29 protein-coding genes and 1 tRNA gene are annotated in these 25,814 nt (G+C 38.4%); 14 read left to right on the plus strand and 16 right to left on the minus strand.

Annotated elements, in window-relative coordinates; genetic code table 11:
- Positions 1-5: 5 nt before the first annotated feature.
- The gene (locus tag B3H30_RS11390) at positions 6-1,001 is read left to right on the plus strand and encodes a hypothetical protein (protein WP_070564098.1); all 996 of its coding nucleotides are present in this window, start codon (positions 6-8) and stop codon (positions 999-1,001) included.
- A 177-nt stretch (positions 1,002-1,178) separates the two neighbouring features.
- Positions 1,179-1,646 carry a GNAT family N-acetyltransferase gene (locus tag B3H30_RS11395; protein ID WP_070564101.1) on the plus strand — a complete coding sequence of 156 codons (468 nt, stop codon included), beginning with the start codon at positions 1,179-1,181 and terminating at the stop codon, positions 1,644-1,646.
- A 113-nt stretch (positions 1,647-1,759) separates the two neighbouring features.
- On the opposite strand, the gene B3H30_RS11400 is transcribed toward B3H30_RS11395, so the two are convergent.
- Both B3H30_RS11400 and B3H30_RS11405 read right to left on the minus strand, forming a co-directional pair.
- A complete protein-coding gene (locus B3H30_RS11400; protein ID WP_286710291.1) occupies positions 1,760-2,170 on the minus strand; it encodes a hypothetical protein in 411 nt (136 codons plus the stop codon).
- 30 nt (positions 2,171-2,200) lie between these two features.
- Positions 2,201-2,485 (minus strand): hypothetical protein, encoded by a 285-nt coding sequence (locus B3H30_RS11405; RefSeq protein ID WP_070564107.1) that lies wholly within the window; start codon positions 2,483-2,485, stop codon positions 2,201-2,203.
- A gap of 242 nt (positions 2,486-2,727) precedes the next feature.
- On the opposite strand from B3H30_RS11405, the gene B3H30_RS11410 reads away from it, so the two are divergent.
- Positions 2,728-3,885 carry a TlpA disulfide reductase family protein gene (locus B3H30_RS11410; protein ID WP_070564110.1) on the plus strand — a complete coding sequence of 386 codons (1,158 nt, stop codon included), beginning with the start codon at positions 2,728-2,730 and terminating at the stop codon, positions 3,883-3,885.
- Positions 3,886-3,995: 110 nt separating this feature from the next.
- On the opposite strand, the gene B3H30_RS11415 is transcribed toward B3H30_RS11410, so the two are convergent.
- A complete protein-coding gene (locus B3H30_RS11415) occupies positions 3,996-4,493 on the minus strand; it encodes a GNAT family N-acetyltransferase (protein WP_070564113.1) in 498 nt (165 codons plus the stop codon).
- Positions 4,494-4,570: 77 nt separating this feature from the next.
- On the opposite strand from B3H30_RS11415, the gene B3H30_RS11420 reads away from it, so the two are divergent.
- On the plus strand, positions 4,571-4,714 hold the full coding sequence (locus tag B3H30_RS11420) for a hypothetical protein (protein WP_159332943.1): 144 nt from the start codon (positions 4,571-4,573) through the stop codon (positions 4,712-4,714).
- Between the two features lie 229 nt (positions 4,715-4,943).
- On the opposite strand, the gene B3H30_RS11425 is transcribed toward B3H30_RS11420, so the two are convergent.
- The 3 genes from B3H30_RS11425 to B3H30_RS11435 form a co-directional block, all read right to left on the minus strand.
- Positions 4,944-5,489, minus strand: coding sequence for a hypothetical protein (locus tag B3H30_RS11425; RefSeq protein ID WP_070564115.1), 546 nt, complete (start codon positions 5,487-5,489; stop codon positions 4,944-4,946).
- Between the two features lie 2 nt (positions 5,490-5,491).
- On the minus strand, positions 5,492-5,704 hold the full coding sequence (locus tag B3H30_RS11430) for a hypothetical protein (protein WP_070564118.1): 213 nt from the start codon (positions 5,702-5,704) through the stop codon (positions 5,492-5,494).
- Positions 5,705-6,190: 486 nt separating this feature from the next.
- A tRNA-Ser gene (locus tag B3H30_RS11435) sits at positions 6,191-6,278 on the minus strand.
- Between the two features lie 114 nt (positions 6,279-6,392).
- Here B3H30_RS11435 and B3H30_RS11440 point away from each other — a divergent pair.
- Together B3H30_RS11440 and B3H30_RS11445 are read left to right on the plus strand one after the other, a co-directional pair.
- Positions 6,393-6,893 carry a 3-oxoacyl-ACP synthase gene (locus tag B3H30_RS11440; protein ID WP_286710290.1) on the plus strand — a complete coding sequence of 167 codons (501 nt, stop codon included), beginning with the start codon at positions 6,393-6,395 and terminating at the stop codon, positions 6,891-6,893.
- Between the two features lie 74 nt (positions 6,894-6,967).
- Complete coding sequence (locus B3H30_RS11445; protein ID WP_175441969.1) at positions 6,968-7,480, plus strand: BON domain-containing protein; 513 nt, start codon at positions 6,968-6,970, stop codon at positions 7,478-7,480.
- 76 nt (positions 7,481-7,556) lie between these two features.
- Here the strand turns inward: B3H30_RS11445 and B3H30_RS11450 are convergent, their stop codons facing one another.
- From B3H30_RS11450 to B3H30_RS11475, 6 genes are all read right to left on the minus strand, one after another.
- A complete protein-coding gene (locus B3H30_RS11450) occupies positions 7,557-8,282 on the minus strand; it encodes a tRNA threonylcarbamoyladenosine dehydratase (RefSeq protein WP_112374130.1) in 726 nt (241 codons plus the stop codon).
- Between the two features lie 78 nt (positions 8,283-8,360).
- Positions 8,361-9,026 (minus strand): TatD family hydrolase, encoded by a 666-nt coding sequence (locus B3H30_RS11455; protein ID WP_070564127.1) that lies wholly within the window; start codon positions 9,024-9,026, stop codon positions 8,361-8,363.
- A gap of 61 nt (positions 9,027-9,087) precedes the next feature.
- Complete coding sequence (locus tag B3H30_RS11460; protein WP_070564130.1) at positions 9,088-10,374, minus strand: anthranilate synthase component I family protein; 1,287 nt, start codon at positions 10,372-10,374, stop codon at positions 9,088-9,090.
- 3 nt (positions 10,375-10,377) lie between these two features.
- Complete coding sequence (locus tag B3H30_RS11465; protein WP_070564133.1) at positions 10,378-11,655, minus strand: adenylosuccinate synthase; 1,278 nt, start codon at positions 11,653-11,655, stop codon at positions 10,378-10,380.
- Between the two features lie 127 nt (positions 11,656-11,782).
- On the minus strand, positions 11,783-12,274 hold the full coding sequence (locus tag B3H30_RS11470) for a Fur family transcriptional regulator (RefSeq protein WP_046673375.1): 492 nt from the start codon (positions 12,272-12,274) through the stop codon (positions 11,783-11,785).
- A 110-nt stretch (positions 12,275-12,384) separates the two neighbouring features.
- Entirely contained in the window at positions 12,385-14,604 is a 2,220-nt protein-coding gene (locus tag B3H30_RS11475) for a RelA/SpoT family protein (protein WP_070564136.1), read from the minus strand.
- A gap of 151 nt (positions 14,605-14,755) precedes the next feature.
- Between B3H30_RS11475 and B3H30_RS11480 the strand changes: the two genes are divergently transcribed.
- The 3 genes from B3H30_RS11480 to bshB1 all read left to right on the plus strand — a co-directional run bounded on the left by B3H30_RS11480 (position 14,756) and on the right by bshB1 (position 16,798).
- On the plus strand, positions 14,756-15,388 hold the full coding sequence (locus B3H30_RS11480; protein WP_070564139.1) for a DUF4294 domain-containing protein: 633 nt from the start codon (positions 14,756-14,758) through the stop codon (positions 15,386-15,388).
- 19 nt (positions 15,389-15,407) lie between these two features.
- Positions 15,408-15,899 (plus strand): glutathione peroxidase, encoded by a 492-nt coding sequence (locus B3H30_RS11485; RefSeq protein ID WP_070564142.1) that lies wholly within the window; start codon positions 15,408-15,410, stop codon positions 15,897-15,899.
- Positions 15,900-16,066: 167 nt separating this feature from the next.
- A complete protein-coding gene (bshB1, locus tag B3H30_RS11490) occupies positions 16,067-16,798 on the plus strand; it encodes a bacillithiol biosynthesis deacetylase BshB1 (protein WP_046673378.1) in 732 nt (243 codons plus the stop codon).
- Positions 16,799-17,084: 286 nt separating this feature from the next.
- Here bshB1 and B3H30_RS11495 read toward each other — a convergent pair whose 3' ends face one another.
- From B3H30_RS11495 to B3H30_RS11510, 4 genes are read right to left on the minus strand one after another with little or no spacing between them, the layout of a single operon-like run.
- Positions 17,085-17,894: a phosphate ABC transporter ATP-binding protein gene (locus B3H30_RS11495; RefSeq protein WP_046673379.1), complete on the minus strand. Its 810-nt coding sequence runs from the start codon at positions 17,892-17,894 to the stop codon at positions 17,085-17,087.
- Complete coding sequence (locus B3H30_RS11500) at positions 17,852-18,703, minus strand: PstA family ABC transporter permease (RefSeq protein WP_046673380.1); 852 nt, start codon at positions 18,701-18,703, stop codon at positions 17,852-17,854. The genes B3H30_RS11495 and B3H30_RS11500 overlap by 43 nt, the downstream gene beginning before the upstream one ends.
- Positions 18,696-19,592, minus strand: coding sequence for a phosphate ABC transporter permease subunit PstC (gene pstC / locus B3H30_RS11505; RefSeq protein ID WP_070564149.1), 897 nt, complete (start codon positions 19,590-19,592; stop codon positions 18,696-18,698). The genes B3H30_RS11500 and pstC overlap by 8 nt, the downstream gene beginning before the upstream one ends.
- 1 nt (position 19,593) lies before the next feature.
- Entirely contained in the window at positions 19,594-20,511 is a 918-nt protein-coding gene (locus tag B3H30_RS11510; RefSeq protein WP_236560197.1) for a PstS family phosphate ABC transporter substrate-binding protein, read from the minus strand.
- 198 nt (positions 20,512-20,709) lie between these two features.
- Here B3H30_RS11510 and B3H30_RS11515 point away from each other — a divergent pair, with 198 nt between their 5' ends.
- From B3H30_RS11515 to cysD, 5 genes are read left to right on the plus strand one after another with little or no spacing between them, the layout of a single operon-like run.
- Complete coding sequence (locus tag B3H30_RS11515) at positions 20,710-22,815, plus strand: HEPN domain-containing protein (protein WP_070564155.1); 2,106 nt, start codon at positions 20,710-20,712, stop codon at positions 22,813-22,815.
- A 12-nt stretch (positions 22,816-22,827) separates the two neighbouring features.
- Positions 22,828-23,586, plus strand: a complete 759-nt coding sequence (gene cobA, locus B3H30_RS11520; protein WP_070564158.1) for a uroporphyrinogen-III C-methyltransferase — start codon at positions 22,828-22,830, stop codon at positions 23,584-23,586.
- 2 nt (positions 23,587-23,588) lie between these two features.
- Complete coding sequence (locus B3H30_RS11525) at positions 23,589-24,167, plus strand: precorrin-2 dehydrogenase/sirohydrochlorin ferrochelatase family protein (RefSeq protein ID WP_070564161.1); 579 nt, start codon at positions 23,589-23,591, stop codon at positions 24,165-24,167.
- A complete protein-coding gene (locus tag B3H30_RS11530; RefSeq protein WP_070564164.1) occupies positions 24,157-24,858 on the plus strand; it encodes a phosphoadenylyl-sulfate reductase in 702 nt (233 codons plus the stop codon). The genes B3H30_RS11525 and B3H30_RS11530 overlap by 11 nt, the downstream gene beginning before the upstream one ends.
- Before the next feature lie 54 nt (positions 24,859-24,912).
- Entirely contained in the window at positions 24,913-25,803 is an 891-nt protein-coding gene (cysD, locus tag B3H30_RS11535; RefSeq protein ID WP_070564167.1) for a sulfate adenylyltransferase subunit CysD, read from the plus strand.
- The last annotated feature ends 11 nt before the right edge of the window (positions 25,804-25,814 follow it).

Consider the following 25,814-nt stretch of genomic DNA (forward strand, 5'->3'; position numbering starts at 1 on the left):
AGTATATGTTTAGTAAAATTAATAAAACCTTTATCCTTCTTGTGCTTGTACTTGTTTCCAACTACAGCAAAGCACAAACCGGATATAAGAATTTAAATATACCTGCATCAGTTGAAGGATCTAACTTTTTTAATACGGATAAAAGGAATTGTATAACGCTTCCATTTGGGTATTCAAATATTTCAAAACAACTACCTGTCGATTCCGTAATGTCGGCTATGCAAGATCACCGTGGTTTAGGAAATCGCTATGCATTAAAATTTGATCAATCAATCAAAAACAATCTCGTAACGATACCCGAAGCATATGATGTTTCTTTTCCATTTGAGCAAGATATCGGCAAAGAATATAATCAGATTAAACTTGCCTCCAATTTCCTCCGTTATGGGGATTATTCGCTTCATTTTCTGGCCATTTATAACGCTGTCCGCTATAGTGAACCATTCATAAAAAAAATATATTTAATTTCAGTAAAGAATGGGAAGCCGGTTGATATAAGAAGAATTTATCTTCATCATGAGGGAGAAATGGGATTCACAGACTATACACTATTCTATATCGATAAAAATTTTATAATCTCATTGCGGGATTATGAATTTAATGAGAATCCCTTTAGGCAAAAACCTGTTTGTCAATTTCAGCTCTTAAGCAACGGAACATTTGTCAGATACTATGATCAGAATGGATTATATAAAACAGATGAAGAACAGGGCTCAATTAAAAATCACCATAAAGAAGGAAAATGGATCGAATTTAAAACAAATCGGTTTGTGGACTTACAAGAATATCCATCATTTACAGATTCGTATACGTACTTGGAAGCAAAGTATAAAGGAGGTCTTCCTGATGGCGAATGGAAATGTTATAAATTATTGCAGGAATATAATGAAGAAACGGGGGAACCAATAATCAACACAAGAAAAAGAGGACCGTTGATTTATACTGAACTATACAAAAATGGATTATTGGAAAAACGAGAGTTCCATATTCTTGATAAGTAGCCCCTCCGTTATAAGTGATAAATATGTAACTTGTAGAAAAGGTGAAAAAGGCTCCGAAGTTCCTTCTAATTAGAACTTAAAATATGAAAATAATACTACAGTTGCTATGCGATTTGTAGTTTGCCAGCAGTGGATATAGCCCGAAAAAGACGGAATAATAGACGCAGAATATTAATTATGGAAATAATCATCAGACAAGCAAAAGAAAGCGAAATCAATGTGTTAATTGAGTTTGAACAAGGGATCGTTGAAGCGGAACGACCTTTTGATAACACATTAAAGCCAGGCGAAATTCATTATTTTGATCTCCTCGAATTGATCAAGTCTAGGGAGGCTGAAGTCCTTGTCGCAGTTGTTGACGATCAACTTGTCGGATCAGGATATGCGAAATTATTGGATGCAAAACCTTATCAAAAGTATGAAAAGTATGCTTATCTTGGTTTTATGTACGTTAGGCCAGAATATCGAGGTCAGGGTATCAACAAGATGATTTTACACCGATTGATCGATTGGGCAAAAGAAAGAAATATCTCGGAAGTAAGACTTCAGGTTTATGAAGAAAATACCAGTGCAATAAAAGCCTATGCAAAGGCAGGATTTAAACCAAATCTTCTGGAAATGCGTATGGAAATCGATGACAGATAATAGTGAAAATCCAATGAGATAATATCTATAACAAGTAAAAAAGACTTCTTTTAAAACTTTAAAAGAAGTCTTTTTTTTATTGGTAAGGCATTACACACTCATTTTAAACCGATTTATTCGTTGTTATGCTCAATTTCGGCAATGATTTCTTTGGCAGATTTAATCACCTGATCATTCAGCTGAATAATCATATTTGCTTGAGATGCTGCATTGATAAGAATCCCTTTTACTTTTGGCGATGCGTTAATTGCTTTGTACATTAAATCAGGATTGATATTTGCATTGGGAACGGATACCAGCTCATCTGCGAGATTAAAAACCAATGAGTTATAGTAGGTTTGCCAATCGTCTTTTGATGGTACTACGGTTTGATAATATTCCAAAATTCCTGTTTTTAATTTTCGATCCTTAATGAGACCGATTTTTCCACTAGATCGAAATCCTTCATAATTTCCAGTATTTCTGATCTTAAAGATCGGATTAAGGTTCATCTTAATACGGTCATTTGGGTTGACTTTCACCAAGCTATCAATTTTTTGTTGGTTTAATTCCCCTTAAAATTTACATCCTTCCGCTGTGTTCGTTAGGTAGGAATTTTGCTTTTCTAAGTCGTGGACATCTTTTTCGAGATCGACTTTTAGGTCCTCCAAAAATTCTTTTACTTCTTGTTGTTCATGCCTATGCTCACTCCAACCGTGAAGCCATATCGAAAGTGATACTGCAAAAACGATAATGAAGATCTCAATGGATATTTCTTTCAATTTTTCGGTGAGACTATGCTTTGGCTCCTTTGCGGTTTTATAAATTTTCTTCGTGTGCTTAATGATCTCGTCTTGCATTTTACAGCTTTAAGTTAATATAAAGGTGATTTGTTAAATATTGGTGCTAATACGCAAAGATGCAAAAGTTTGGTAAAACACACAAATTAATAACTTATCTATTACCTCTTTTATGGCAGAAAACACCTGTCAAATTGTTTTATCGGGTATATACCATGGATTATACTAAATAGTGACTGGTTTAGAACAGAAAAATTCCGTATATTTAGGTTCGTAAATTAACTGAAAATAGACTTTATATTATGAGAATTCGGGCAGGATTGCTAGTAGTGGCTCTTACGCTTCCTTTCCTCGTTTGTGGGCAAAATCGCTATCAAATTAATGGCACAATACCCCCACTGCAGGATGGTGCTAAAGTATTTTTGATCTACGAAATAGAAGGTAAGTCTGTCGTGGATTCCACTTTTTCCAGAGGAGGAAATTTTTCATTTTCGGGAACCGTAGACTATCCTGTTTCATCATCGTTATATCTCAATAAAAATCCATATGTAAATAGACCAGCTCGCAACGAGCAAATGGATTTTTTTCGTTTTTACCTTGAGCCTGTGACTATGGAAATGCGAGCAAGCGACTCCTTGAAGAACATTGTAATTAGCGGGTCTCAAATTAATCTCGACCAAGATGCTTTAAAAAAAATGCGAAGCGTTGTAGATGATAAATTTACAGCACTTAATAAAGAATTTTATGCACTTTCAGCTAATCAACAGAGCGATCCTAAAGTACGGGAAGCTTTTATTGATCGGGAAAAGGGATTAATGGATGACCTGTATAGCGTTCATTTAGCATTTGCTCGCCAACATCCATCGTCTTACCTTAGTTTAATCAGTTTATCCTTTGTTGCTGGACAGGAGAAATTTATAGAAGAGGTTAAAGGGATATACAGCGGTTTAGCGGAGGAGCTCAGAAGCTACCCTTTGGCTAAAGAGATACCCATGCAATTAGAATCGTCGATCAGGACGAAAGTTGGACAGATTGCCCCCGATCTTGAACTACAAACGCAAATGGGTACGAGTCTAAAACTAACTGAATTCCGAGGAAAGTATCTATTAGTAGACTTTTGGGCTAGTTGGTGTGGACCATGCCGTGAGGAAAATCCAAATCTTGTAGCGCTTTACAATAAATACAAAGATTCGGGATTCGAGATCTTAGGAGTATCCCTGGACAAGGCGGCTCAACGCGAACAATGGATGAAAGCAATTGCAGATGATAAGCTCAGTTGGCCACAAGTATCTGATTTAAAAGGTTGGGATAGCCAAGCAGCAAAACGTTATGGCATAAATTCCATACCAGCAAGCTTCTTATTGGATCCCACAGGAAAAATTATATACCGCGACCTCAGGGGAAAAGATTTAGAAGAAAAGTTAAAGGCGATCTTTTCCGATAAAGACGATCATAAATAGTGCGTTTAGTAGTGTGTCCGATAAGCCGTATTAAGACTGGAGTATTCTTGTTAGGCCCGGAACGTAAATGCAAAATGTACTAAGAAGAAAGCTGGTAATAAATAGGCTGATCAAATCACTGATTCATCTAATCTGTAAATAAATTCCTCGATTTCGATTTGGCGTGCATTAGCAAAACCTCGGTCTGTACCAACCTTAACAAAACCACAATTTTCCAGTACTTTTTGAGAACCGATATTATCGAAAGCGACACGCCCATAAATCGGACGGCTTGTTTCAAATGAAAGAAGTTCTTTAAGCGCCTTTGTTGCAATTCCACGTCCCCAGAATTTCCGGTCAATCCAATAAGTGATCTCAGCATCACCATCAATAACAAACTTCGCAATACTTCCTACAATTGTCCCATCAACCAGAATCGTTTGATTGTTTATACTTGGCTCATTGAGAAATTTAGCATATTTCTCAAGGTAAGCTTCTTTGTCTGAAGAAGTACTTGAGGTAAATGCGGCGAGATAATTTGCTTCTTCATCAAGCTGAAACTGATAATGTGTTTCTAAATCCGTGTATACTGTCGGTCTAAGTGTAAGTTGAAAGTTGAGGGCATCCATGCTTTTTTAGTTCGGTTTATTCCCAAATATAGTAATAAATACACTATTGTTTAAACTCGCCTCAGGTATATGTGGATATGAAGCAAAAAACAAATTCTATCGTCTTCGAATTGGGCGTTTATATCTTTCCAACCTATATTGTCATTGACCGAGATGGCAAGATCATCTTTAGAGATTCATCCGAGGGTCTTGCCCGCATAAAAGATATTGTACTAAAATAATGATTATAATAGGCCAAAGTTATTATAATCGTTGTGGTAGTAATAATATCTATCGCTTAAAAAGATCAACCATTTGGAACTGCAGTAAGTATGAATATGAAAGTTTTCATCAAAGCCAACTTAAAGTCCAGCTGAGGAAAAGCCGAACAAAGGTAGAAGTTGGTCAGGTCAAGAGCCTTTAAATTTAGACTTCTCCTTTTATCGAAATTTAAGTGGGTATGATGTTCCTTCACTGAGCCCATACGGGGAGAGATGTAGATACCTCGATTCCTAAAGCATTATCTTGGTATTTAAACACAGTTTCAGGTACTATGTGGTTTTCGCTTATATCCACCCCCTTAACAGAGGAAAAGAGATTTAGATGTCTTTTCACAAGCGGCACGGTATGAATATATGAACGGGTTATTTTGTCAGGGTCGGAGTCGCAACTACTATTTTTCTTAGCCTTAGACCTCGCTTGGCATATGTACATATTATCGGTGTAAAAAAAGATCATTTCAATCTTATTTTCAGGATACAAGGCTTTAATGTCTTGTAGCATTTGAAGATGCACCTTATTAACGATATTGACCTCAACAGCAAAATCTTCGTCATGACTCAGCAGCCCCAACAGCTGTTCCTCAAATCTCCGATATCCATCTTTTAAACCTAGTTCAGCATAGCTTTGAACAAAGAGATTTGGGTCAAGTATCTTAATCCCTTCTGGGATGAAATACTGACCACAAGTACTTTTCCCAATGTAAGGGGGACCGGTTATCACATATATTGTCGCCATGATCAAATACTTTGAATCGTGCCATCGCGATGCTCTTCAACCATTTGCCCATCCTTGTTATAAACCAATGGCTGTTCGCGAGAAAATAAATAGGAACGAATGCTCTTTTGCAATTCTTGCCTCCATTGTATCTTTTCATCCGCAGACATAGTGAGCGGATCTTTTTTCATCTTTCCAGTTTTGACAAGTTCTTCTTCTTGAATTGTCCTTTTCATTTAAAACTTAATTAACATTAGCTTGTACGATTAATTAAATATAAACATATATTAATATATTATAAAAAAATATTAATATAAAAAACGCCAATAATTTGATGAATTGACTTTTGATTGGCAACAAGATCCATTAATAAAAATTGACTGGAGTTGTTTATTCTCTTTAGCAAGAAAGCCTACAAAGAATTATACAGTTCATAGGTAAAGCTATGTACCTATTTGAATAGTTTAAGGTAAAATTTAGACAACTAACAAAATGTAGAGCAATAATGTAAAACTTTCGAACTCATTAATCTAGCTCCGAATCTCGTATTCATAACGACTCTCCAGTCACCGGATTTGGCTCTTATTATACGTGGGATTTGGAAGAAGACACTCCCATTAAACATGAACTTCTTTGCTTTTATCTAAGTGCTGTTTTTGGTGCCGATTTAGTACTCAAAAAAGAAAAACCGTTTTTAACAGTGTTAAAAACGGTTTGTTTTGCGGAAAGGGAGGGATTCGAACCCTCGATACAGTCATCCCGTATACAGTCTTTCCAGGACTGCTCATTCGACCACTCTGACACCTTTCCGTGTTTCAGTGCACAAATGTAGTAATTTTTTAATTTATTGCAACCTTATTCGTATTATTTACCATCCAATTTATTATATTCTATTGAGCCTAAGCCTATTGTTTTTATTTTTTAATGAATAAAACTTATTCCTTATTTTTCGGAATGACAAATAATTATTTCGACATAAAAGGGGAGGTCCTTGACATAGCGCTAAAACGCACCAGGGAACGTATTACAATGATAGAATCTGCTTTGGAAACCGCACGGGATTCAAGTAATGACGATACAAAAAGTAGTGCTGGAGACAAATATGAGACGTCACGTGAAATGATCCAACAGGACATTAATCGCTACCAGAAACAACTCGTGGAAGCCAATAAAGATCTGCAGCAACTGATCAGTATAGAATCATTATCAAATGATGTAATTGATGTCGTCAGATTAGGAACACTTGTTCAAACCAATGTTGGACTATATTTGATCGCCACAAGTATCGGAGCTGTAAAAATAGGGACCAATAATATCTTCGTTATCTCGTCTGCATCTCCAATTGGACAACTACTTATCGGGAAAAAAATAGGTGATAGTTTTGTTTTTAATAACGTTAATCAAAAAGTTATTGCAATTTACTAGGTGATGAAAATACCGAAAAATTAAACAATATGCCGATGCATCTGTTCTTATTTAGTACAGAAACAAAGAATGACATGAAATTCAATAGTTTACTTTTAATCTTCTTGCTTGGTGCTGCACTATTTATTCACTCTTGTAGATCGCCCGAGTCGGACGAAAAACTAAGATCAAAAATCGAGACAGCGTTGGAAACTACTGCGGGAATCGGAGTCGATGTCGAAGAGGGGAATGTAACCTTGAATGGACAAATAGGTTCAGACTCTCTCAAGCAGGACATAGAAAACAAAACAAAGCTAGCCGGAGGAGAGGATATCAAATCCATTCACAACAATATTGTCGTAAATCTTCCAAAACCAGAAGATGCCCGTGAAAAATATCATGAAATTTTGGGCGGCGCGATAGATTCTACCTTAACACGAGATGTTAACCTTGTTCTGGAAGATTTTCCGACCATTACAGCACAGGTTAAAGAAGGGATTATAATTGCAACGGGTAATCTTGAAAAATCAAAAATAGATACACTCAAGAAACGATTGGAACATATCAAGCCCAAAGGTATTGATATAAAAGGGGTCACAAGCCGATAGCCTAAGAAAAAAAGAAGCTACCGTCAATTGGCAGGCAGCTTCTTTCATTTCTTCATATGTTTATTTAATACCTAAGTTAAGCATTTTCTATTAAATCTCGTATAGCAACAGAAGCTATTGCCCCACCAAAAGCCGCTGGTAGATAGGACATGGTGCCATAAGCGGACTTTTTAAAATTACTCCCATCGGTATACAATAATGAATCCTTGTTTGGAAGTTCGGTTGAAAATGCCACTTTCACTCCATCACGTATACCATGTTTGCGCAATTTCTTACGGATATGTTGGGCCAACTTACAATTATAAGATTTACCGATATCAGCAATTTTTATTTTTGTCGGATCCACTTTGCCACCGGCACCCATTGAACTTACAAATGGTATATTGGCTTCTAACGCCCTCCGAATGAAAAATAGTTTCGGTGTAATACTATCAATGGCTTCCACACAATAATCTGGCGCCAAATCTAATAAAGCGGGTATCTTTTCTGGAATGATAAAATCTTGTATTACGGTTAAATCCAATTCAGGATTAATGGCCAACAATCTTTCCCGCATAATTTCAGCTTTTGCTTCACCATGATTAGTTGCCAAGGCAGGCAATTGTCTATTACGGTTAGACGGATCCACTGTGTCTCCATCGATAATGGTCATTTTCCCAACTCCCGCTCGGCATATAAATTCCGCAGCAAAGGATCCAACACCACCTAATCCCAAAACCATCACATGTGAATTTGCCAATTTTTCAACCGCTGATCGACCTATCAATGCTTCGGTACGTGACAGCCAACTTAAATCTTTCATCTATCTAAATTTGTTTTTTTATATTTTCATGAAACCTTATAGCTATCCGACAACGTGAATAAACAGACTATGACGGCCTCACTTATTAAATACTTTCTTATAATTCTGGTATAAAGCCCGCTTTAGCTCCTCCAACTCGATCGATCTGATCCGAGCTACGTATTGATAAAGCGTAGTAATTTCTACGGTCGTATCTGTATCCGTTTCTAGAAACAATTGACTGAGTGAAATATTTTCCAAAAGCTCGTCTTGGCTTCCATTTAAACAATGTCCACCTATTGAAAGATAGTACCCCTGATCAATTAATTGCCGAGCTAGTGTCCAATTTTTCCGATAGCCATGGAAAACAACAGCTTCGTTAAAATTCACTTTTTTTAAACAACTGACAATCTCCTGAAAAGCTCGAACACAATGAATAATCAACGGTTTTCGATAAACTTGAGCCAGTTGAACCTGTCGATCAAAGACCTGCTGCTGCTGGATGAGGGGAATAGCAATATTTTTATCCAAACCGCATTCGCCTATCGCCAAAACTTGAACCTGTTTTAATCCTCCTTTCATTAAGGCTAAAGCAAGTTCAGAATTCCCGTCTATATACCATGGATGTAACCCTATGGAGCAATCTGTTTCAGTGATTTCTTCAGCATGATTCAATGCGATATTCTTCACCGAGAGAATCGCGCGCTCTTTGATCGGATAATTCCGATGAGTATGTAGATCGATATAAGGAACTTGTGGTACCAATGGGACAAAGGTCGAAAAAATACTTGAAGCAAAAAATATTCTCTACAAATTTAGTATAGTTTTATTCTTTCAACTTTGCATCTAGGGCTTCAAGGATGGCTGAAGCTTTCAAAAGGCATTCTTGATACTCCTGATCTGCAGCTGCCTGATTGGTGACCGCCCCTCCAGTATGAAAGGAAAGGTACCGTTTTTGTTTATTATACAGCAGTGAGCGGATGACTACATTAAAATCGAACTCATCATGTACAGTGTCAAAGTATCCGATAGACCCTGCATAGATACCTCTCTTTCGAGCTTCAAGCTGATCGCAAATTTGCATAGCTGCAATTTTAGGAGCACCTGTCATCGAACCTGCAGGAAAGGTATTTCTAAATACATCCACATTGGCGACTTTTGGGTCTTGCATGCAGGTAATGGTAGAAATCATTTGATGCACTTGTTCGAAGGATTGAATCTCAAAAAGGCGAGTAGCCTCAACTGTTCCAGGAAGAGCACTTCGTGTCAAGTCATTACGCACCAAATCAACGATCATCACATTTTCCGCAATCTCCTTTTTTGACCTCAACATATCAGCTATAATCTGTCGGTCCTCTTCCGGGCTTGTTCCTCTTCTAGCTGTCCCTTTAATCGGTTGAGAAATCAGCTTTCCCTGCCTTTTCGCTAAAAATCGCTCCGGAGAAGCACACATGATAAAATGATGTCCTACTCTGAAGAATGAACTAAATGGGGTAGGTGATAGGCTATTTAATTGATGATAAACTTCGAGCGGCGAGATGTCGACGTTCTCCGCATAAAATTCCTGACAAAGGTTAACTTCATAAATGTCTCCACGTTGAATATGCGCTTGCACATCTTCAAATGCTTTAACGTATTCACTTTTTGTCCAACGCGATTGTACTTGCACTACGATTGGAGCTGCTAAAGGAATCTTCGTATCGGAAATAGCTTGATAGATTTTAACTGGATCTTCAGCCTCTATATGCACTTGATTTGCCGTCCATCGGAGCGTAATCGCTGGCACGAAGAAATAAGTTTCCGGAAATTCGAGCTGATCCTTTCCCGTTGTCTGTAATTCCTCTATCTCATTCTTGAGGTCGTAGGATAGAAATCCAGGGATAAACTGAGATTGATGTAAATTCAAAAATGTATCGAGCTGATCAAATACATTTTCATTTGCACGGAAGGAGAATAATGCCTTGACAGCCAAAACTTGCTCATATCTTCCCCATTGATCGGACATCCCATTACTATTAAAGAAAGAAATTTCATCAAATTGCCCCGACCAATGCAGGGCTTTTTGATGAAATTTATCTTTAGAATCGAGAAGATCAAAACTTTCGATCCGCATAGTTTATTTTGATAAAGCTAATGTTTGTTTACGATCAGGACCTACCGATAGGATTGTGATAGGTACTTCAAGAGCTTTCTCTAAATAAGAAATGTAATTTTTTAATGCTTCAGGTATCTCCTGTTCAGACGTTATACCAGTCAAATCTTGTTTCCACCCATCAATTTCTTCCAAGATAGGTTCGGCTTGATGTGTGATGATTTCATAAGGCATATAATCAATCACTTCACCATTATATTTATAATGTGTACATGCATAGATTTTGTCGAAGGTATCCAAAACGTCGGCCTTCATCATAATCAAGTCTGTTACGCCATTAAGCATAATAGCATATTTCAAGGCAGGAATATCAATCCAACCTGTACGGCGAGCACGACCAGTAGTTGCTCCAAATTCATGACCTAATTGACGTAATTTTTCGCCAGTTTCATCGTGAAGTTCAGTAGGGAAGGGACCACCACCTACACGAGTCGCATAAGCTTTAAAGATACCATATACCTTGCCGATTTTATTTGGCGCAATACCTAGGCCTGTACAAGCTCCGGCTGTTGTGGTATTCGATGAAGTTACAAATGGATAAGAACCAAAATCAACATCCAACAGCGTACCTTGCGCACCCTCAGCCAACACACGTTTGCCTTCTTTCAGATATTGATTCACCAAATGCTCTGAATCCACATGTGGGATAGATTTAATGAATTCGATAGCATCTAAAAATGCCTTCTCTTTTTCACTGAAATCAGGTATCTCACCATAGTGCGAAAGAATGCTTAGGTGTTTTTCTTTCAACTTTTGGTAACGCTCTTGAAAATCCGGAAGTGTCGTATCACCTACACGTAAACCATTTCTACCGGTTTTATCCATGTAAGTTGGACCGATACCTTTCAAAGTGGATCCAATTTTTCCTGCACCCATTTTTGATTCTGAGGCAGCATCCAATAATTGGTGTGTAGGCAGAATAAGGTGTGCTTTTCGCGCTAAAACTAAATTGCCTTTACCCACCGGATCAAAACCAGCTGTCTTCAGGTTGTCTAACTCTCTTTTTAAGATAATCGGATCGATAACGACACCATTACCAATAAGATTTAGTGTACCTTCATTGAAGATACCAGATGGAATTGTGTTGAGTACGAATTTTTTGTTATCGAATTCCAACGTGTGTCCGGCGTTAGGGCCGCCTTGGAAACGAGCGATTAAATCGTATTTTGGACAAAATACGTCTACGATTTTACCTTTACCCTCGTCACCCCATTGTAAGCCCAAAAGCACATCAACTTGCATAGCTTTTAAAGTATAGTAATTAAAATGTTATTAATAAAAATAGACTCTATTTAAAAATAAAATGTTCAGGAATTTTCCCCTGAACATTCCTGAACAAATGTACTATTATATTTAAGAAAATATAAGATTAATTTGAAATAGCTTCGTGAGCGACGGTCTCTTCTTTTTTGTTCTTAAGTTGACAGTCTTGACATACACCATACAAATTGAGTGAGTGGTGCTTAATATCAAATTTTAAAAGATCTCCCATGAGACTCTGAATTTGGTTGATACGTGGATCACAGAATTCAACAACCTTATTACATTCAATACAGATCACGTGATCGTGTTGTTTGAACCCATATGACTTCTCAAATTGTGCCATGTTCCTTCCAAACTGGTGTTTTGTAACCAAGTCACAAGAGACCAAAAGTTCTAGAGTATTATAAACTGTAGCACGACTGACACGATATTTCTTGTTCTTCATATGGATATACAAAGACTCTACATCAAAGTGATCAGTACGTGAATAAATCTCTTCCAAAATCGCATAGCGCTCTGGTGTTTTTCTTAGATTTTTATTTTCTAAGTAGGCTTCAAAGATTTTTTTTACAGTTGCAAAATTTTCAGCTTGATTCATAGTAAAAATATTCTTGTACAAATTTACCAATTAAGATTGATATTTCCTCTATTAAAAATAGTGCTTAATAGTAGTCGCCTTAGCGTAATTTTCAATCCAATGGTTGGCTACTAATTTTCCGATTCATATCGATTGACACCTGTTATCCCCCTGACTTGCTTTAAATTTCTCATCAAACTTTCAAGCTGAGCAGTATCATTTACATACACCATAATATTACCATCAAAAATACCTTCGTTACTTGAAATTGATAAGGATCGAATATTAACAGCAAATTCTTGAGAAATAACAGTTGTAAGTTTATTTACTAATCCTACATCATCTATGCCAACGATATGTAAACCTGTCAAAAATGCAGAATCCTTTGTAGAAGCCCAGCGTGCTTTTAAAATTCTATAGCCATAATTTGCCATCAGCTTGGAGGCATTTGGACAGCTCGTACGGTGAATTTTTATACCATCATTAACTGTCAAAAAACCGAAGACATCATCACCAGGAATAGGATTACAACAGGGTGCTAGAGTATAATCAACCTTCTGCATATCATCACCGATCAAGATCGTGTCGAATTCCTTCTTATTTATCTTTTCAACTAGCCCACCTATATGGGTATTAAATTGATTTCCTGATGAAGAACTTACATTAATTTCAACCGCTTTCTCATGCGCAACATATTCTCTCAGTTGCCTGATATCAACAATACCCTTGGCAACATTATAGAAAAGGTCCTGCGAACTGGGATATTTTAAAAAGTTGGCAATTTTGTTAATATTATCCGTATTGTAAGTAACTTTTAGCGATTTCAACTTACGTTCCAAAATTTCTTTCCCATCTTCCGCTACTCTTCTCTTTTCTTCTTTTAGAGAAGATCTGATTTTGGATTTGGCTTTCGCAGTCACAACAAAATTCAACCAATCCTCTTTAGGTGACTGCTTGCTTGATGTAATAATCTCTACCTGATCCCCATTTTGCAAAATATGGCTTAAAGGAACAAGTTTGTGATTTACTTTGGCGCCAATACAACTTGCACCGATATCAGAGTGAATCTCAAAGGCAAAATCTAAAGCAGTGGCATTGTTGGGGAGTTGAATCAGTGTTCCTTTGGGGGTGAATATAAAAATCTCATCGGAGAAGAGATTCATCTTAAAATCATCCACAAAATCCATCGCATTCTGATCTGGACTGCTTAAGACGTCACGTACTTTTTTGATCCATTGATCCAAGCCAGAATCTGAATTTGATTCTTTGTACTTCCAATGTGCTGCAAATCCTTTTTCGGCAATTTCATTCATCCGTTTGGTTCGAATCTGAACTTCTACCCATTGCCCTTTAGGCCCCATCACCGTAGTGTGTAAGGACTCATAACCATTTCCTTTCGGAGAGGAGATCCAATCCCGAAGACGGTCGGGGTTAGGACGGTACAAATCAGTGACAATAGAATAAACTTTCCAACATTCTGTCTTTTCTTTCTCATCCACAGCATCTATTACAATACGTATAGCAAACAAATCATAAACCTCCTCAAAAGGAATCGATTTTTTTCGCATCTTATTCCAAATAGAATGGATTGATTTAGGTCGCCCAAATACGGACGCCTTAATACCCTGTTCCTCCAATATCTCTTTGATTGGACCAATAAAATCGCCTATAAATTTTTCACGCTCAGCTTTTTTCTCATTCAGTTTTCTAGCGATAAATTTATAGGTATCCGGATCAGTAAATTTCATCGAGAGATCTTCCAATTCGGATTTTATCGCATACAGCCCAAGACGATGTGCCAATGGCGCATAAAGGTAGCTTGTCTCTGAAGCAATTTTCAGCTGCTTATCCCTGGCCATAAATTCCATGGTGCGCATATTGTGGAGCCTATCTGCCAATTTAATGAGAATTACACGAACATCGTCGGCCAATGTGAGCAACATTTTCCTAAAGTTCTCCGCTTGCATAGAGCTGTTTGGATCGAAAATTCCTGAAATTTTGGTAAGCCCATCGATAATTCGGCGAACTTTCTTACCAAACATTTCTTCAATTTCATCCAGAGTAACATTGGTATCTTCAACTACATCATGGAGCAAGGCGCATACAATAGATGTCGTCCCTAAGCCAATCTCTTCAGCAGCAATTTGGGCAACAGCAATTGGGTGATAGATGTAAGGCTCCCCTGATTTACGTCGCATCTCTTTATGACTATCCAACGCCAAATCAAATGCCTTGCGGATCTCTTGCTTGTCCCCGCGTTGTAAAGTTGGTTTACAGGCGCGTAACAATGCTCGGTAACGTTTCCTTATCTCTTTGTTTTCTGCTTCAATATCAATCACATAATCTTTCATAAACGTTGCAGGTAAATGATGTTTTTTGAGTAAATTTGTGTAATTTAGTTATTGTATTCTTGAATACTAATTTTCAAGCTAACTATTTTGTAATAAATCTACCAAAATATTATAGCATTGACAAATTAAAAAGCGTTATATAATTGCCCAAATGAAGACAATATTATTTTGTTTGCTATTCCTCACAGCGACTCTGTCCGGATGGGCGCAGTCTCAATCACTCACTCTTCCTTTGTATGGAGAGGGGGCACAGGAGACCGTAAACAGTTATATGACAACAACCTTGGCAAACGGAGAGGTATTACCCTGGTTTCCGATTCCACAGGTCACTGTTGTGGCCAAAAGGACCTGGTCAAGTGAAGAAGCACGAAGAGAATATCTCCGCTTTAGAAGAAATGTCCTCAAGGTTCTTCCTTATGCAATCTATGCGCAAAAAAGATATGATCAACTTGACAGAGACCTAGCGCTGACTTCGGACAAGAAGGAACATAAAGCATTGGTTGAAAAATGTGAAAGTGACGTAAAACAGATGTTTGACCGAGAAATCAAAAATATGACTATTTCCCAAGGCAAAATACTCATTAAATTGATCGATCGTTATACGGGACATACCGGCTATGAAATGGTAAAGGAAATGAAGGGTGGGATTTCCGCTTTTTTTTATCAGGGAGTCGCGAAAATATTCGGTCACAACCTAAAGTCAACTTATGACCCAAAAGAAGACTTTGCCATTGAAAATATCATTAGGGAATTTGAGAAATCGAGACCCCAACCTGTCATGTGACCAATCAAACTAAAACCAGATGAAAACAGTATACGACTTTGACGCACTTCAGTTTAATGGTAAAAAAAAATCTCTCGCTGATTTTGAAGGTAAAGTTTTACTCATCGTCAATACTGCTAGTCAATGCCTCTTTACCAGACAATTTAAATCCCTCGAAAAACTCTACCAAAGATATAAAGACCAAGGTTTCGAAATCCTGGCATTTCCGGCAAATAATTTTCGTAACCAGGAACCATTAACCGGTGGTACACTAGAGACATTCTGCCGGATCAATCAACAGGTGAGTTTCCCTATTTTTAAGCGTAGCCATGTTATCGGCGAATACACAACACCCTTATACAGTTTTCTTTCAAGCAAAGATCAGAATGGACATATTAACAGTAAACCTTCCTGGAATTTTCACAAATACCTGATAAACAAAAAAGGAGAGGTCATTGATTTCTATTATCCGACTACTTCGCCATTATCAAGTAAAATTTGCCGCAATATCGAGCGTCTTTTACAAGAGTAACCCATAAACTGCTTACCTTTGCCGCGGCTTTCACAACGTCAATCTAATCGTATATCGACTCAGGAACAATAGTATATTGAAGCTGTCTATAGCATCTCAGTAAAATTGTTCGTTGATTAAATGGAATGATTTGTCATTGAAGAGCCAAATAAAAAGAGAGATATCATATGTTAAAATTAGATCTACTTATCATTGCTGTACATCCTGATGATGCTGAATTAGGCGCAGGTGGAGTAATGGCAAAATATGTTGCTGAAGGAAAAAAGGTTGGAATTGTTGATTTGACTCAAGGCGAGCTTGGCACACGCGGCACAGCAGAAACCAGGGCTCAGGAAGCAAAAGATGCTGCCGAAATCCTAGGACTGGCCGCTAGAGAGAACCTGGGCTTAAGAGATGGTTTTTTTGAAAATGCCGAAAGAGAGAAAATGGCAGTAATAAGAGCTATCCGCAAATATCAACCCGAAATTATTATTACAAATGCCATCACAGACCGCCACCCGGACCATGGAAGAGCGGGGCAGATGGTCAGTGAAGCTTGCTTTCTTGCTGGCTTGAGAAGAGTGGAAACTTTTGATCAGGACAATGTTCCTCAGGAGGCCCACCGCCCCCGATTGGTACTGCAATTTGTACAGGATTATTATATAAAACCAGATGTTGTTATCGATATAACAGATTATTACCATGTTAAAGAAAAATCCGTTTTAGCCTATAAAACTCAATTTTACACAGGAGAAAACGTAAATCCTGATGAACCACAAACCTACATTTCCAATCCGGATTTCATGGAATCAACTGCTGCCAGAGCCCGAGAATTTGGACGATATATCCAAGCGAAATATGCCGAAGGATTTACTTCCAAGAAGATACTTGGCGTTGATGATTTATTCCACCTGAAGTAGGAAATAGAGTCTATCTGATACCATGATAAAATAAATGCGGGAGTATTCCTATTTTACCCCTGAATACTCCCGCATAATTTCTTAAGCGAAGTTACGGACTGATTTGATGGAAACAATATCGGTCATATGCTTATTTTGCTAATGTTTATCCCAACAAAGCAATCGTCTTCACAATTATAGGGAAGATATCCCGCAGTAGAAATTAAGCCTTTGGCTTATTCTTTTTATCAGCCAATCCTTATTGCTTTCTCATAAACCTAATCCAGTGTCGATGTTTCTTAAGCTTCTAGGAAATAAATCCTTTTACATACTGTTTTGTGATTTCATTCTGCGGATTCAATAAAACCTGTTCCGTCGGTCCAAACTCAAGAATTTCTCCACCATAGACAAACAGAATATAGTCAGACACCCGTCTTGCCTGTCGTAAAATATGCGTTACCAATACGATGGTATAATCTTTCTTCAATTCAATTAGTAATTCCTCAATTTTAGCAGTTGAAAGCGGATCTAACGCTGATGTCGATTCATCTCCAAGTATAATCTCAGGTTCTACAGCCAAACCTCTTGCAAGACAAAGCCTTTGTTGCTGACCGATGGACAATCCGCTAGCCGAATGTCCGAGACGGTCCTTGACTTCGTCCCATAACGCCACATTTCGCAATTGCGTTTCCACAATTCTGTCCAACTCCTTTTTGCTTCGAGTACCATGTATGCGAGGACCGTAAGCCACATTATCATAGATCGACATTGGTAAAGGATAAGGTTTTTGGGATAAAAGTCCCATTTTCTTACGGATATGTGTTACTTCAGCATTTCTACCATAAATATCCTCACCATTAACAAGTACAGATCCCGTTATTTCAACCCCCTTGGTATCATCTACTAATCTATTGAGTGTCTTTAAAAGCGTCGTCTTTCCGCAACCTGAAGGACCAATAATCGAAGTTACACTATTGTTAGGAAGGGCGAGATTAATATTTTTAAGTATATGTCGGCCGTCAATATAGACATTAAGATCCTTGATTTCAATGTGGGGATTGCTCAAAGGACTTATTATCGACGATTTTTTTGTTTCGATTGAAGGATATGAGTGCATACTACAATAATTAAAATAATGATTGTTAAAACTAAAGCTGAAGCATAAGCGCGCCCCTGAACTTCAGGAATAGGACTACTTAGCTGAAAAAAAATGGACAATGGCAACGTTGCCGCTGGTTCATCAATATATTTTGGAAGATTGTCACTAAAACCTGTTGTCAATAAAACGCCCGCAACATCACCAATAGCACGCCCAAAAGCCAGCAAAATCGCGGTAAGAAGCCCTGATCGGATGCTTCTTAGCATGACCTTAGCCAATTCCCAGCGTGTGGTCCCAAGGGAAAGAGTGACATTCTTTAAATCGTCAGGAATTGTTTTTATCAATTCATCAACCGTGCGAACCACAATTGGAATGGTTAACAGTGTCACTGTAATAATTCCCCCCAATAACGATGCTCGAATACCTAAATAAACCATAATACCAAAACCAACCGCCCCATAAACAATAGAAGGAACACCATACAAGACATCAAACAACAATTTAGCAAGCTGTGTCACTTTTGATTTCGCCCCCAAATAAACGTTGAGGTACAACGAAATCGGAATACCTATAATTGCGGACAAGGCTGTCGCTACACCTGCTAGATAGAGGGAGCCCAAGATTGCGTTCAAAATCCCACCTTCTTTTCCAATATAAAATCCACCTTTTGGCAACTGGCTAACCATCTCCCAACTGAGATAAGGAAGCCCCTTATATAAGATAGTTCCTACGATAAAAAATAGGGAAGCAGTCACAGTTATCCCGGAGAGATGCATGAAACCTTTGGCTACCTTTTCACTCAATAGCCGTCTTTTCGTATTATCCATGCTGAGCTCCTTCCAGTCGTCTCAATATAAGACGAGATATTAAATTAAAAACAAATATGATCACAAACAGCAGCAACGCAGAGAACATTAACGCAGATTCATAAAGTGGAATTGACATCATTTCCCCGAAATTATTGGCTATTAATGCTGGAATTGGGTATCCGGCATCAAATACCGAAGTAGGGACTTTTGCAACATTGCCACAGACCATCAACACCGCTATTGTTTCACCAAATGCCCTCGATGTTGACAAAACAATTGCAGCAACAATGCCAGGTCTAGCCTTCTTCAGAATAACATGCTTAATGGTATCCCATTTTGTTGCACCTAAAGATAGCGAAGCCGCTTTTAGCTCATAAGGTATCGTTTGCAGCACCTCCACCATAATGGAAATCATAATGGGAAAGATCATCACTGCCAATACAATTCCACCGGCAAGCACTGAATAACCCGATGTAACAACCCCAAAGATGGGAGCGATATACAGCTGAATTAAAGGTACAATAAACAATACCCCCCAAACACCATACAGAACCGGCGGTATCGCTGCTAAAATATTGACCAACGGAAACATCATATTTTTTAAGGCATCCGAAGCATATTCAGTCAAATAAACCGCAGTCAGTATACAAAGCGGAATCGCAATAACAAGAGAAATCAAGGTAACAGCAAGCGTACCTGCAATAAAAGGCAAAAAGCCAAACGATCCTTTCATTGGTGACCAAACCTTGTCGGTCAACAGTTGAAAGATATTACTGTATTCAAATAACGGAATCGATTTTATAGTTAAACCAATCGCAATAATCACCACAACTGAAAGTGAAATCAGTAGCAGGAGCAAGGTGGATCGCTTGACCAGAGAATCTTTAACGAGACGAGTATTTAGCATGCTATAACTTATTAAGTTCTTCTTTTATCAATGTTTCATTTAGTGGGACATAACCATTCTCAAGGAGTTGCGATTGCGCCTGTTTTTGAAGCACAAAAGAAATAAATTCTTTCAAGAGAAGGGATTCGGTCTTATTGCGCGTTACAAAAGTTAGTTCTCTTGAGGGGGGAGCTGGGTATTTTCCTGTAGCGACGGCCTCTGTCAAATTAGATAGAGTGCCATAAAACTGCTCATCATCCTCAATGTGCCCATTTTTATTGAGATCCAAAGGAACAACCGCAATACGATCAAACACGTTATTGGTTTTCAGATTATAGACGTAGTTAATGTTATTGAATCCAATCCCGTGAGTATCATCTTTAATGGCCTGAGCAATCCCAGGGTCACCAAAAATGCCAATACCTTGCAGATCCTCCTGCTTATGACCAAAAAATTTAGCCCATGTTTCAGCTGCTCCGGCAGCATCCGAACGTACATAAACGTTGATAGGATCCGCCGTAAACTGAGGATCAATTTCTTTCCAGGTCTTAAACTTTCTATTTACAAAAATATTCAGCAATTCTTCGCGGCTCAGACCACGCTTCAAAATAGCGGAATAATTAGGGTTACCGGGATTAATCGTACAGATAACAGCGTCTTTAGCAACAATAACTGGAACAGCCCCTTTTTTTATTTCCTGCTCGTGTAGGTCTCTCGACACCATTCCAATATCAACCATACCTGTCAGAACATCGGCGATTCCTTTTCCAGCACCTCCCGCTGAAATATTGAAACGAACATTAGGGTGTATTTTTTTAAAATCTTCACTCCAAACTACAGCTAAAGGATAAAGGGCAAAGGCACCGGACAAAGAAATATTACCTTCAAAACCATGTTCCTTACTATAACCATTTTTGACTTTTGGCGCACAGGAAGTCATTTTAAATACGATTACATAGCTTAAAATCAAGATTATAAAAAACTTTCTCATCATTACACCTAAAAGTCTACAGGTTTTATATATTAAATTTTATAGGGCAAATATATATTAATTTGGTAGATATTATAAATATTAAAAAAATATTTTTACATTTGACATCGAGAAAAGAATACTAAATCAATAGATTTTATTTGTTATATGCAAAGCTTCCGCACAGAATTAGAAAATCCTATCGTGGAGAAGGAAATTATCGAACTTGAAAAAAAGATTCGATTGTTCCACGAGGGCAAAATTGCCGACGAAAAATTTAGATCGTTGCGTTTGGCTAGGGGGGTATATGGACAAAGACAACCTGGAGTTCAAATGGTTCGTATAAAGCTTCCGTTTGGAAAGGTTACGTTTAAGCAATTGAACAAAATTGCAGCAATATCAGACGAATACGCAAGCCGTAATCTGCACCTGACCACACGTCAAGATATACAGATTCATTACGTTAGTCTTGACCGTACACCAGAACTTTGGTCCAAATTGGCTGAAGACGATATTACATTACGCGAAGCTTGTGGAAATACAGTCCGTAATGTCACCGCTTCTCCAAGTTCGGGAATCGATCCAAAGGAGCCATTTGATGTTTCGCCATATGCTCAGGCGACCTTTGAATATTTTTTGCGCAATCCAGTATGTGCGGAAATGGGACGAAAATTCAAAATGTCATTTTCTGCCAGTGATGAAGACACTGCGTTTTCCTATATTCATGACCTTGGTTTTATTCCAAAACTAAAAATTGTTGATGGTGTGGAAGTTCGTGGTTTTAAAGTGTTATTGGGTGGGGGATTGGGATCTCAGCCTTTCTTAGCATCAGTGACAAGCGAGTTTTTACCAGAAGATGAATTGATCCCTTATATCGAAGCGACACTTCGTGTCTTTGATCGTTATGGTGAAAGAAATAACCGAAATAAAGCTCGATTCAAATACCTTATTCAGAAACTAGGGTTAGAGGAAGTGCTAAGTTTAATTGAAGCCGAGAAAATCGCCACGAAGGTGAAAAGCTATCCGATCGACCGAACCAAAATCGAACAGCCAATACCACCGGACGACAATCAGCTATCAACGATTAACCTAGATAGTGATCTAAATTATCAAGTTTGGAAGGGCACCAATACATTCGAACAAAAACAAAAAGGATATTACGGTGTCTATGTGCGGGTATCCACCGGTGATATAGGTACAGATAAAGCACGCGCGTTGGTTGCAGGTCTGAAGGATTTGGTCGCGGACGATATCCGTATCACACAAAACCAAAGCCTACTGCTAAAATACGCAACAGAAAAGTCACTGCCACATATTTATCAACTACTTAAATCGTTGGATCTAGCGCAGGTAGGTTTTGATAGTACTGCTGATGTAACAACTTGCCCTGGTACGGATACCTGTAATCTAGGCATTTCAAACAGTACTGAAATGGCGCGGGTTATCGAATCTTATATCGCCGAATTTCATCAGGATTTTGTCTTTAATCGGGATTTAAAAATCAAAATTTCGGGTTGTATGAATTCTTGTGGCCAACATGGTCTGGCACATATCGGCTTTCATGGTAGCTCGGTTAAAGCGGAGGGCAAATTGGTCCCTGCAGCCCAAGTTATGCTTGGTGGCGGGACAATTGGTAATGGTGAAGGACGTGTTGCCGAGCGTATTATTAAAGTGCCGACAAAAAGAGTCTTGCATGTTGTAGAATGGGTGCTGAATGATTATAAAAAAAATGCGGAAACAAATGAAAACTTCCATGCTTACTACGACAGACAAAGTAAAAATTACTTTTATAATCTTTTAAAGCCTCTATCGGATTTGACCAATCTTGCTGCGGACGAATTTGTCGACTGGGGACATGAAGGAACTTTCCAAACGGCAATCGGAGTTGGCGAGTGTGCAGGCGTGGTGATTGACTTGGTTGCTACGTTGATCTATGAGGCGGAAGAGAAATTACAATGGGCAAATGAAACATTTCGGGAATCCAAATTCTCGGATGCGATTTATCATGCTTATAATGCCTTTGTACAAGCAGCAAAAGCCCTACTATTGGATAAAGGGATTAGCGCCAGCACGCAAAATATTGTAATCAACGAATTCCAAACACATTTCGTGGAAACAGGTGAATATAGTTTTGACCAAACGTTTCCAGAATTAGTTCTACAGATTAGTAAAAATGAACCAACAGAGCATTTTGCAATCAACTACCTTCAGGAAGCAACGAAGTTTATCAATGAAGTCTATCAACGGAAAAATTTAAAACCAGTATTGGTATAGGAGGGAATAGGTATGTCAATAAAAGCAAAAGTAACATTGGTAGGAGCAGGCCCTGGTGATCCGGATCTGATCAGCCTAAAAGGCATCAAAGCAATAGAAAAAGCAGATGTCATTTTATACGACGCCTTGGTGAATGATGAACTACTGGATTATGCACAGGCTGAATGCATCAAGATATATGTTGGAAAACGAGCCGAACAACTCTCTACTTCACAGGATGAAATCAATCGCCTTTTGGTGGATTATGCCTTAAACTATGGCCATGTTGTACGTCTAAAAGGTGGTGATCCATTTGTTTTTGGCCGTGGTGGCGAAGAAATTGACTACGTACAGCAATATGGTATTGAAACTACCGTTGTGCCAGGTATTTCCTCCGCAATTGGACTTACCGGACTACAGCAACTTCCATTAACTTACCGGGGAATCAGTGAGAGCTTTTGGGTCATCACAGGCTCCAAATCGGACGGTTCACTTTCAACAGATCTTTATCTGGCGGCAGAATCCAAGGCCACTGTCGTTGTCTTGATGGGATACAGAAAATTGGCAGAGATCGTGGAAATCTACCGCCAAAGAAATCTTCATAATTTACCAATAGCCTTGATTCAAAATGGTTCATTGCCTAATGAAAAAGTTGTACTAGGTACTATCGATAATATTCTTGATGAATCAACAGAGAAAAGGGTCGGTGTCCCAGCGATTATTGTAATCGGCGAGGTCGTTGCCAAGCATCGTTCATTCCAACACATTAAAGAAAAAGCTTTAGCTTTATAGATATGAACCAGCTATTTCCAATATTCGTCAAATTGAATCAAATTGACACCTTACTTGTTGGAGGCGGGAAAGTTGCATTGGAAAAATTTCAAGCTTTAATTTCCAATGATGAGGGATTAAAACTGACCATTGTGACTCGGGAAATCATCCCGGAATTTAAGGAGCTATTACAAAATTACACACAAATTCAGCTCCACATGCGTCCGTTTAGACCAGACGACCTTACGGACAAACAACTTGTTATTGCAGCAACCAATAACATGGAGCTCAACGAACAGCTGCGTAATTTAACAGGGCAAAATAACATACTGTTTAATGCCGCGGACAAACCCGAATTATGCGACTTCTACCTGGGGTCCATCGTAAAGAAAGGCGACTTGAAAATAGCTATTTCCACCAATGGCAAATCACCGACGATTGCCAAAAGGGTGAAGGAACTATTAAATGACTTGTTACCGGAGGAAATTGACGAAACACTATCACTCATGAGTGCTTATCGAGAGCAGCTTCGAGGAGATTTTGAATACAAAGTAAAGCAGTTGAACGAGCATACCAAAAATATATTACGTTATGAACGTTAAGGAAATTAAAGAAATTATTGGCGAAAAAAAAGGAGTGGAGCTCTTACAAACAATAGCCTCACTATTTCCTAATGAGGTAGTTTTTTCAACCTCTTTCGGTATTGAGGATCAAGTAATCACGGAATGGATCGGTAAAAATAATATTAATATCGACATATTCACACTGGATACTGGAAGACTGTTCAAAGAAACCTATTCCCTGTGGAGCCGCACCTTGGAACGTTATCAGTTGCGTATTAAAACATATACTGCGGATACAACATTGTTGGAAGATTTTATCAGCAGAAAAGGTCCAAACTCCTTTTATGAGTCGGTTGAGAATCGGAAGGAATGTTGTAGGATAAGGAAAATTGAACCTTTACAACGCGCGATTAAAGGGAAAAAAATTTGGGTAACGGGCATCCGATCAGATCAATCCATCAATCGCCACGACATGGACTTTATCGAATACGATGAAACGAACCAAATCATCAAAATCCATCCTTTATTTGACTGGACTTTTGAGGAAGTTAAAAATTATTGTAAAGAGCAATATATCCCGTACAATGTGCTACACGACAAGGGTTTCCCAAGTATCGGTTGTCAACCTTGTACAAGAGCAATACAAGAAGGAGAGGACTTCCGCGCTGGTAGATGGTGGTGGGAAGATCAAAGTAAAAAAGAATGTGGTTTGCACGCCGTTAAATCATAAAATAGCGAAGTAGAAACCCAAATTCATTAAAATCAAATTTTATTATTTCAGAGAATGGACTATTTAGATCATTTAGAAGCGGAAGCAATATATATTTTAAGGGAGGTAGCCGGACAATTTGAAAAACCAGCGCTATTATTCTCTGGTGGTAAGGACTCCATTACACTTGTTCACCTAGCAAAAAAAGCATTTAGACCTGGTAAATTTCCTTTTCCACTAGTTCATATTGACACTGGTCACAATTTTCCCGAGACAATTACGTTCAGGGATTCATTGATTGAAGACATAGGAGAAAAACTTATCGTTGGTTATGTTCAAGACAGCATTGATCAAGGAAAAGTCGTTGAGCAAAAAGGAAAAAATGCAAGTCGGAACGCCTTGCAAACAGTTACCTTACTCGATACAATCGCAAAACATGGTTTTGATGCCTGTATCGGTGGCGCACGTCGGGACGAAGAAAAAGCGCGTGCTAAGGAAAGAATCTTCTCCGTGCGTGATGAATTTGGACAATGGGATCCGAAACGCCAAAGACCTGAGCTGTGGAGCATCTTTAATGGCAAAATAAACAAAGGCGAAAATGTACGGGTGTTTCCTATTTCAAACTGGACCGAGCTCGATGTTTGGAACTATATTAAACGTGAACAGATTGCATTGCCATCGATTTATTTCAGCCATGAACGGGATGTTATTACCCGCAATGGGCAACTGATGGCTGCTGCCTCATTCTTAAATATCGATGCAGATGATATCATAGAACGCAAATCTGTACGTTTCAGAACTGTAGGCGACATGACTTGTACAGCAGCTGTAGATTCAACAGCAACGGAGTTAGATGATATTATCGCCGAAATCAAGGCCTCAACGGTAAGTGAACGTGGCGCTAGAATGGACGATAAGGTATCGGAAGCAGCCATGGAAGAACGTAAAAAACAAGGATACTTTTAATTCAAATCAAA

The sequence above is a fragment of the Sphingobacterium sp. UBA7038 genome (genome assembly GCF_002494055.1).
Classification (GTDB): domain Bacteria; phylum Bacteroidota; class Bacteroidia; order Sphingobacteriales; family Sphingobacteriaceae; genus Sphingobacterium; species Sphingobacterium multivorum.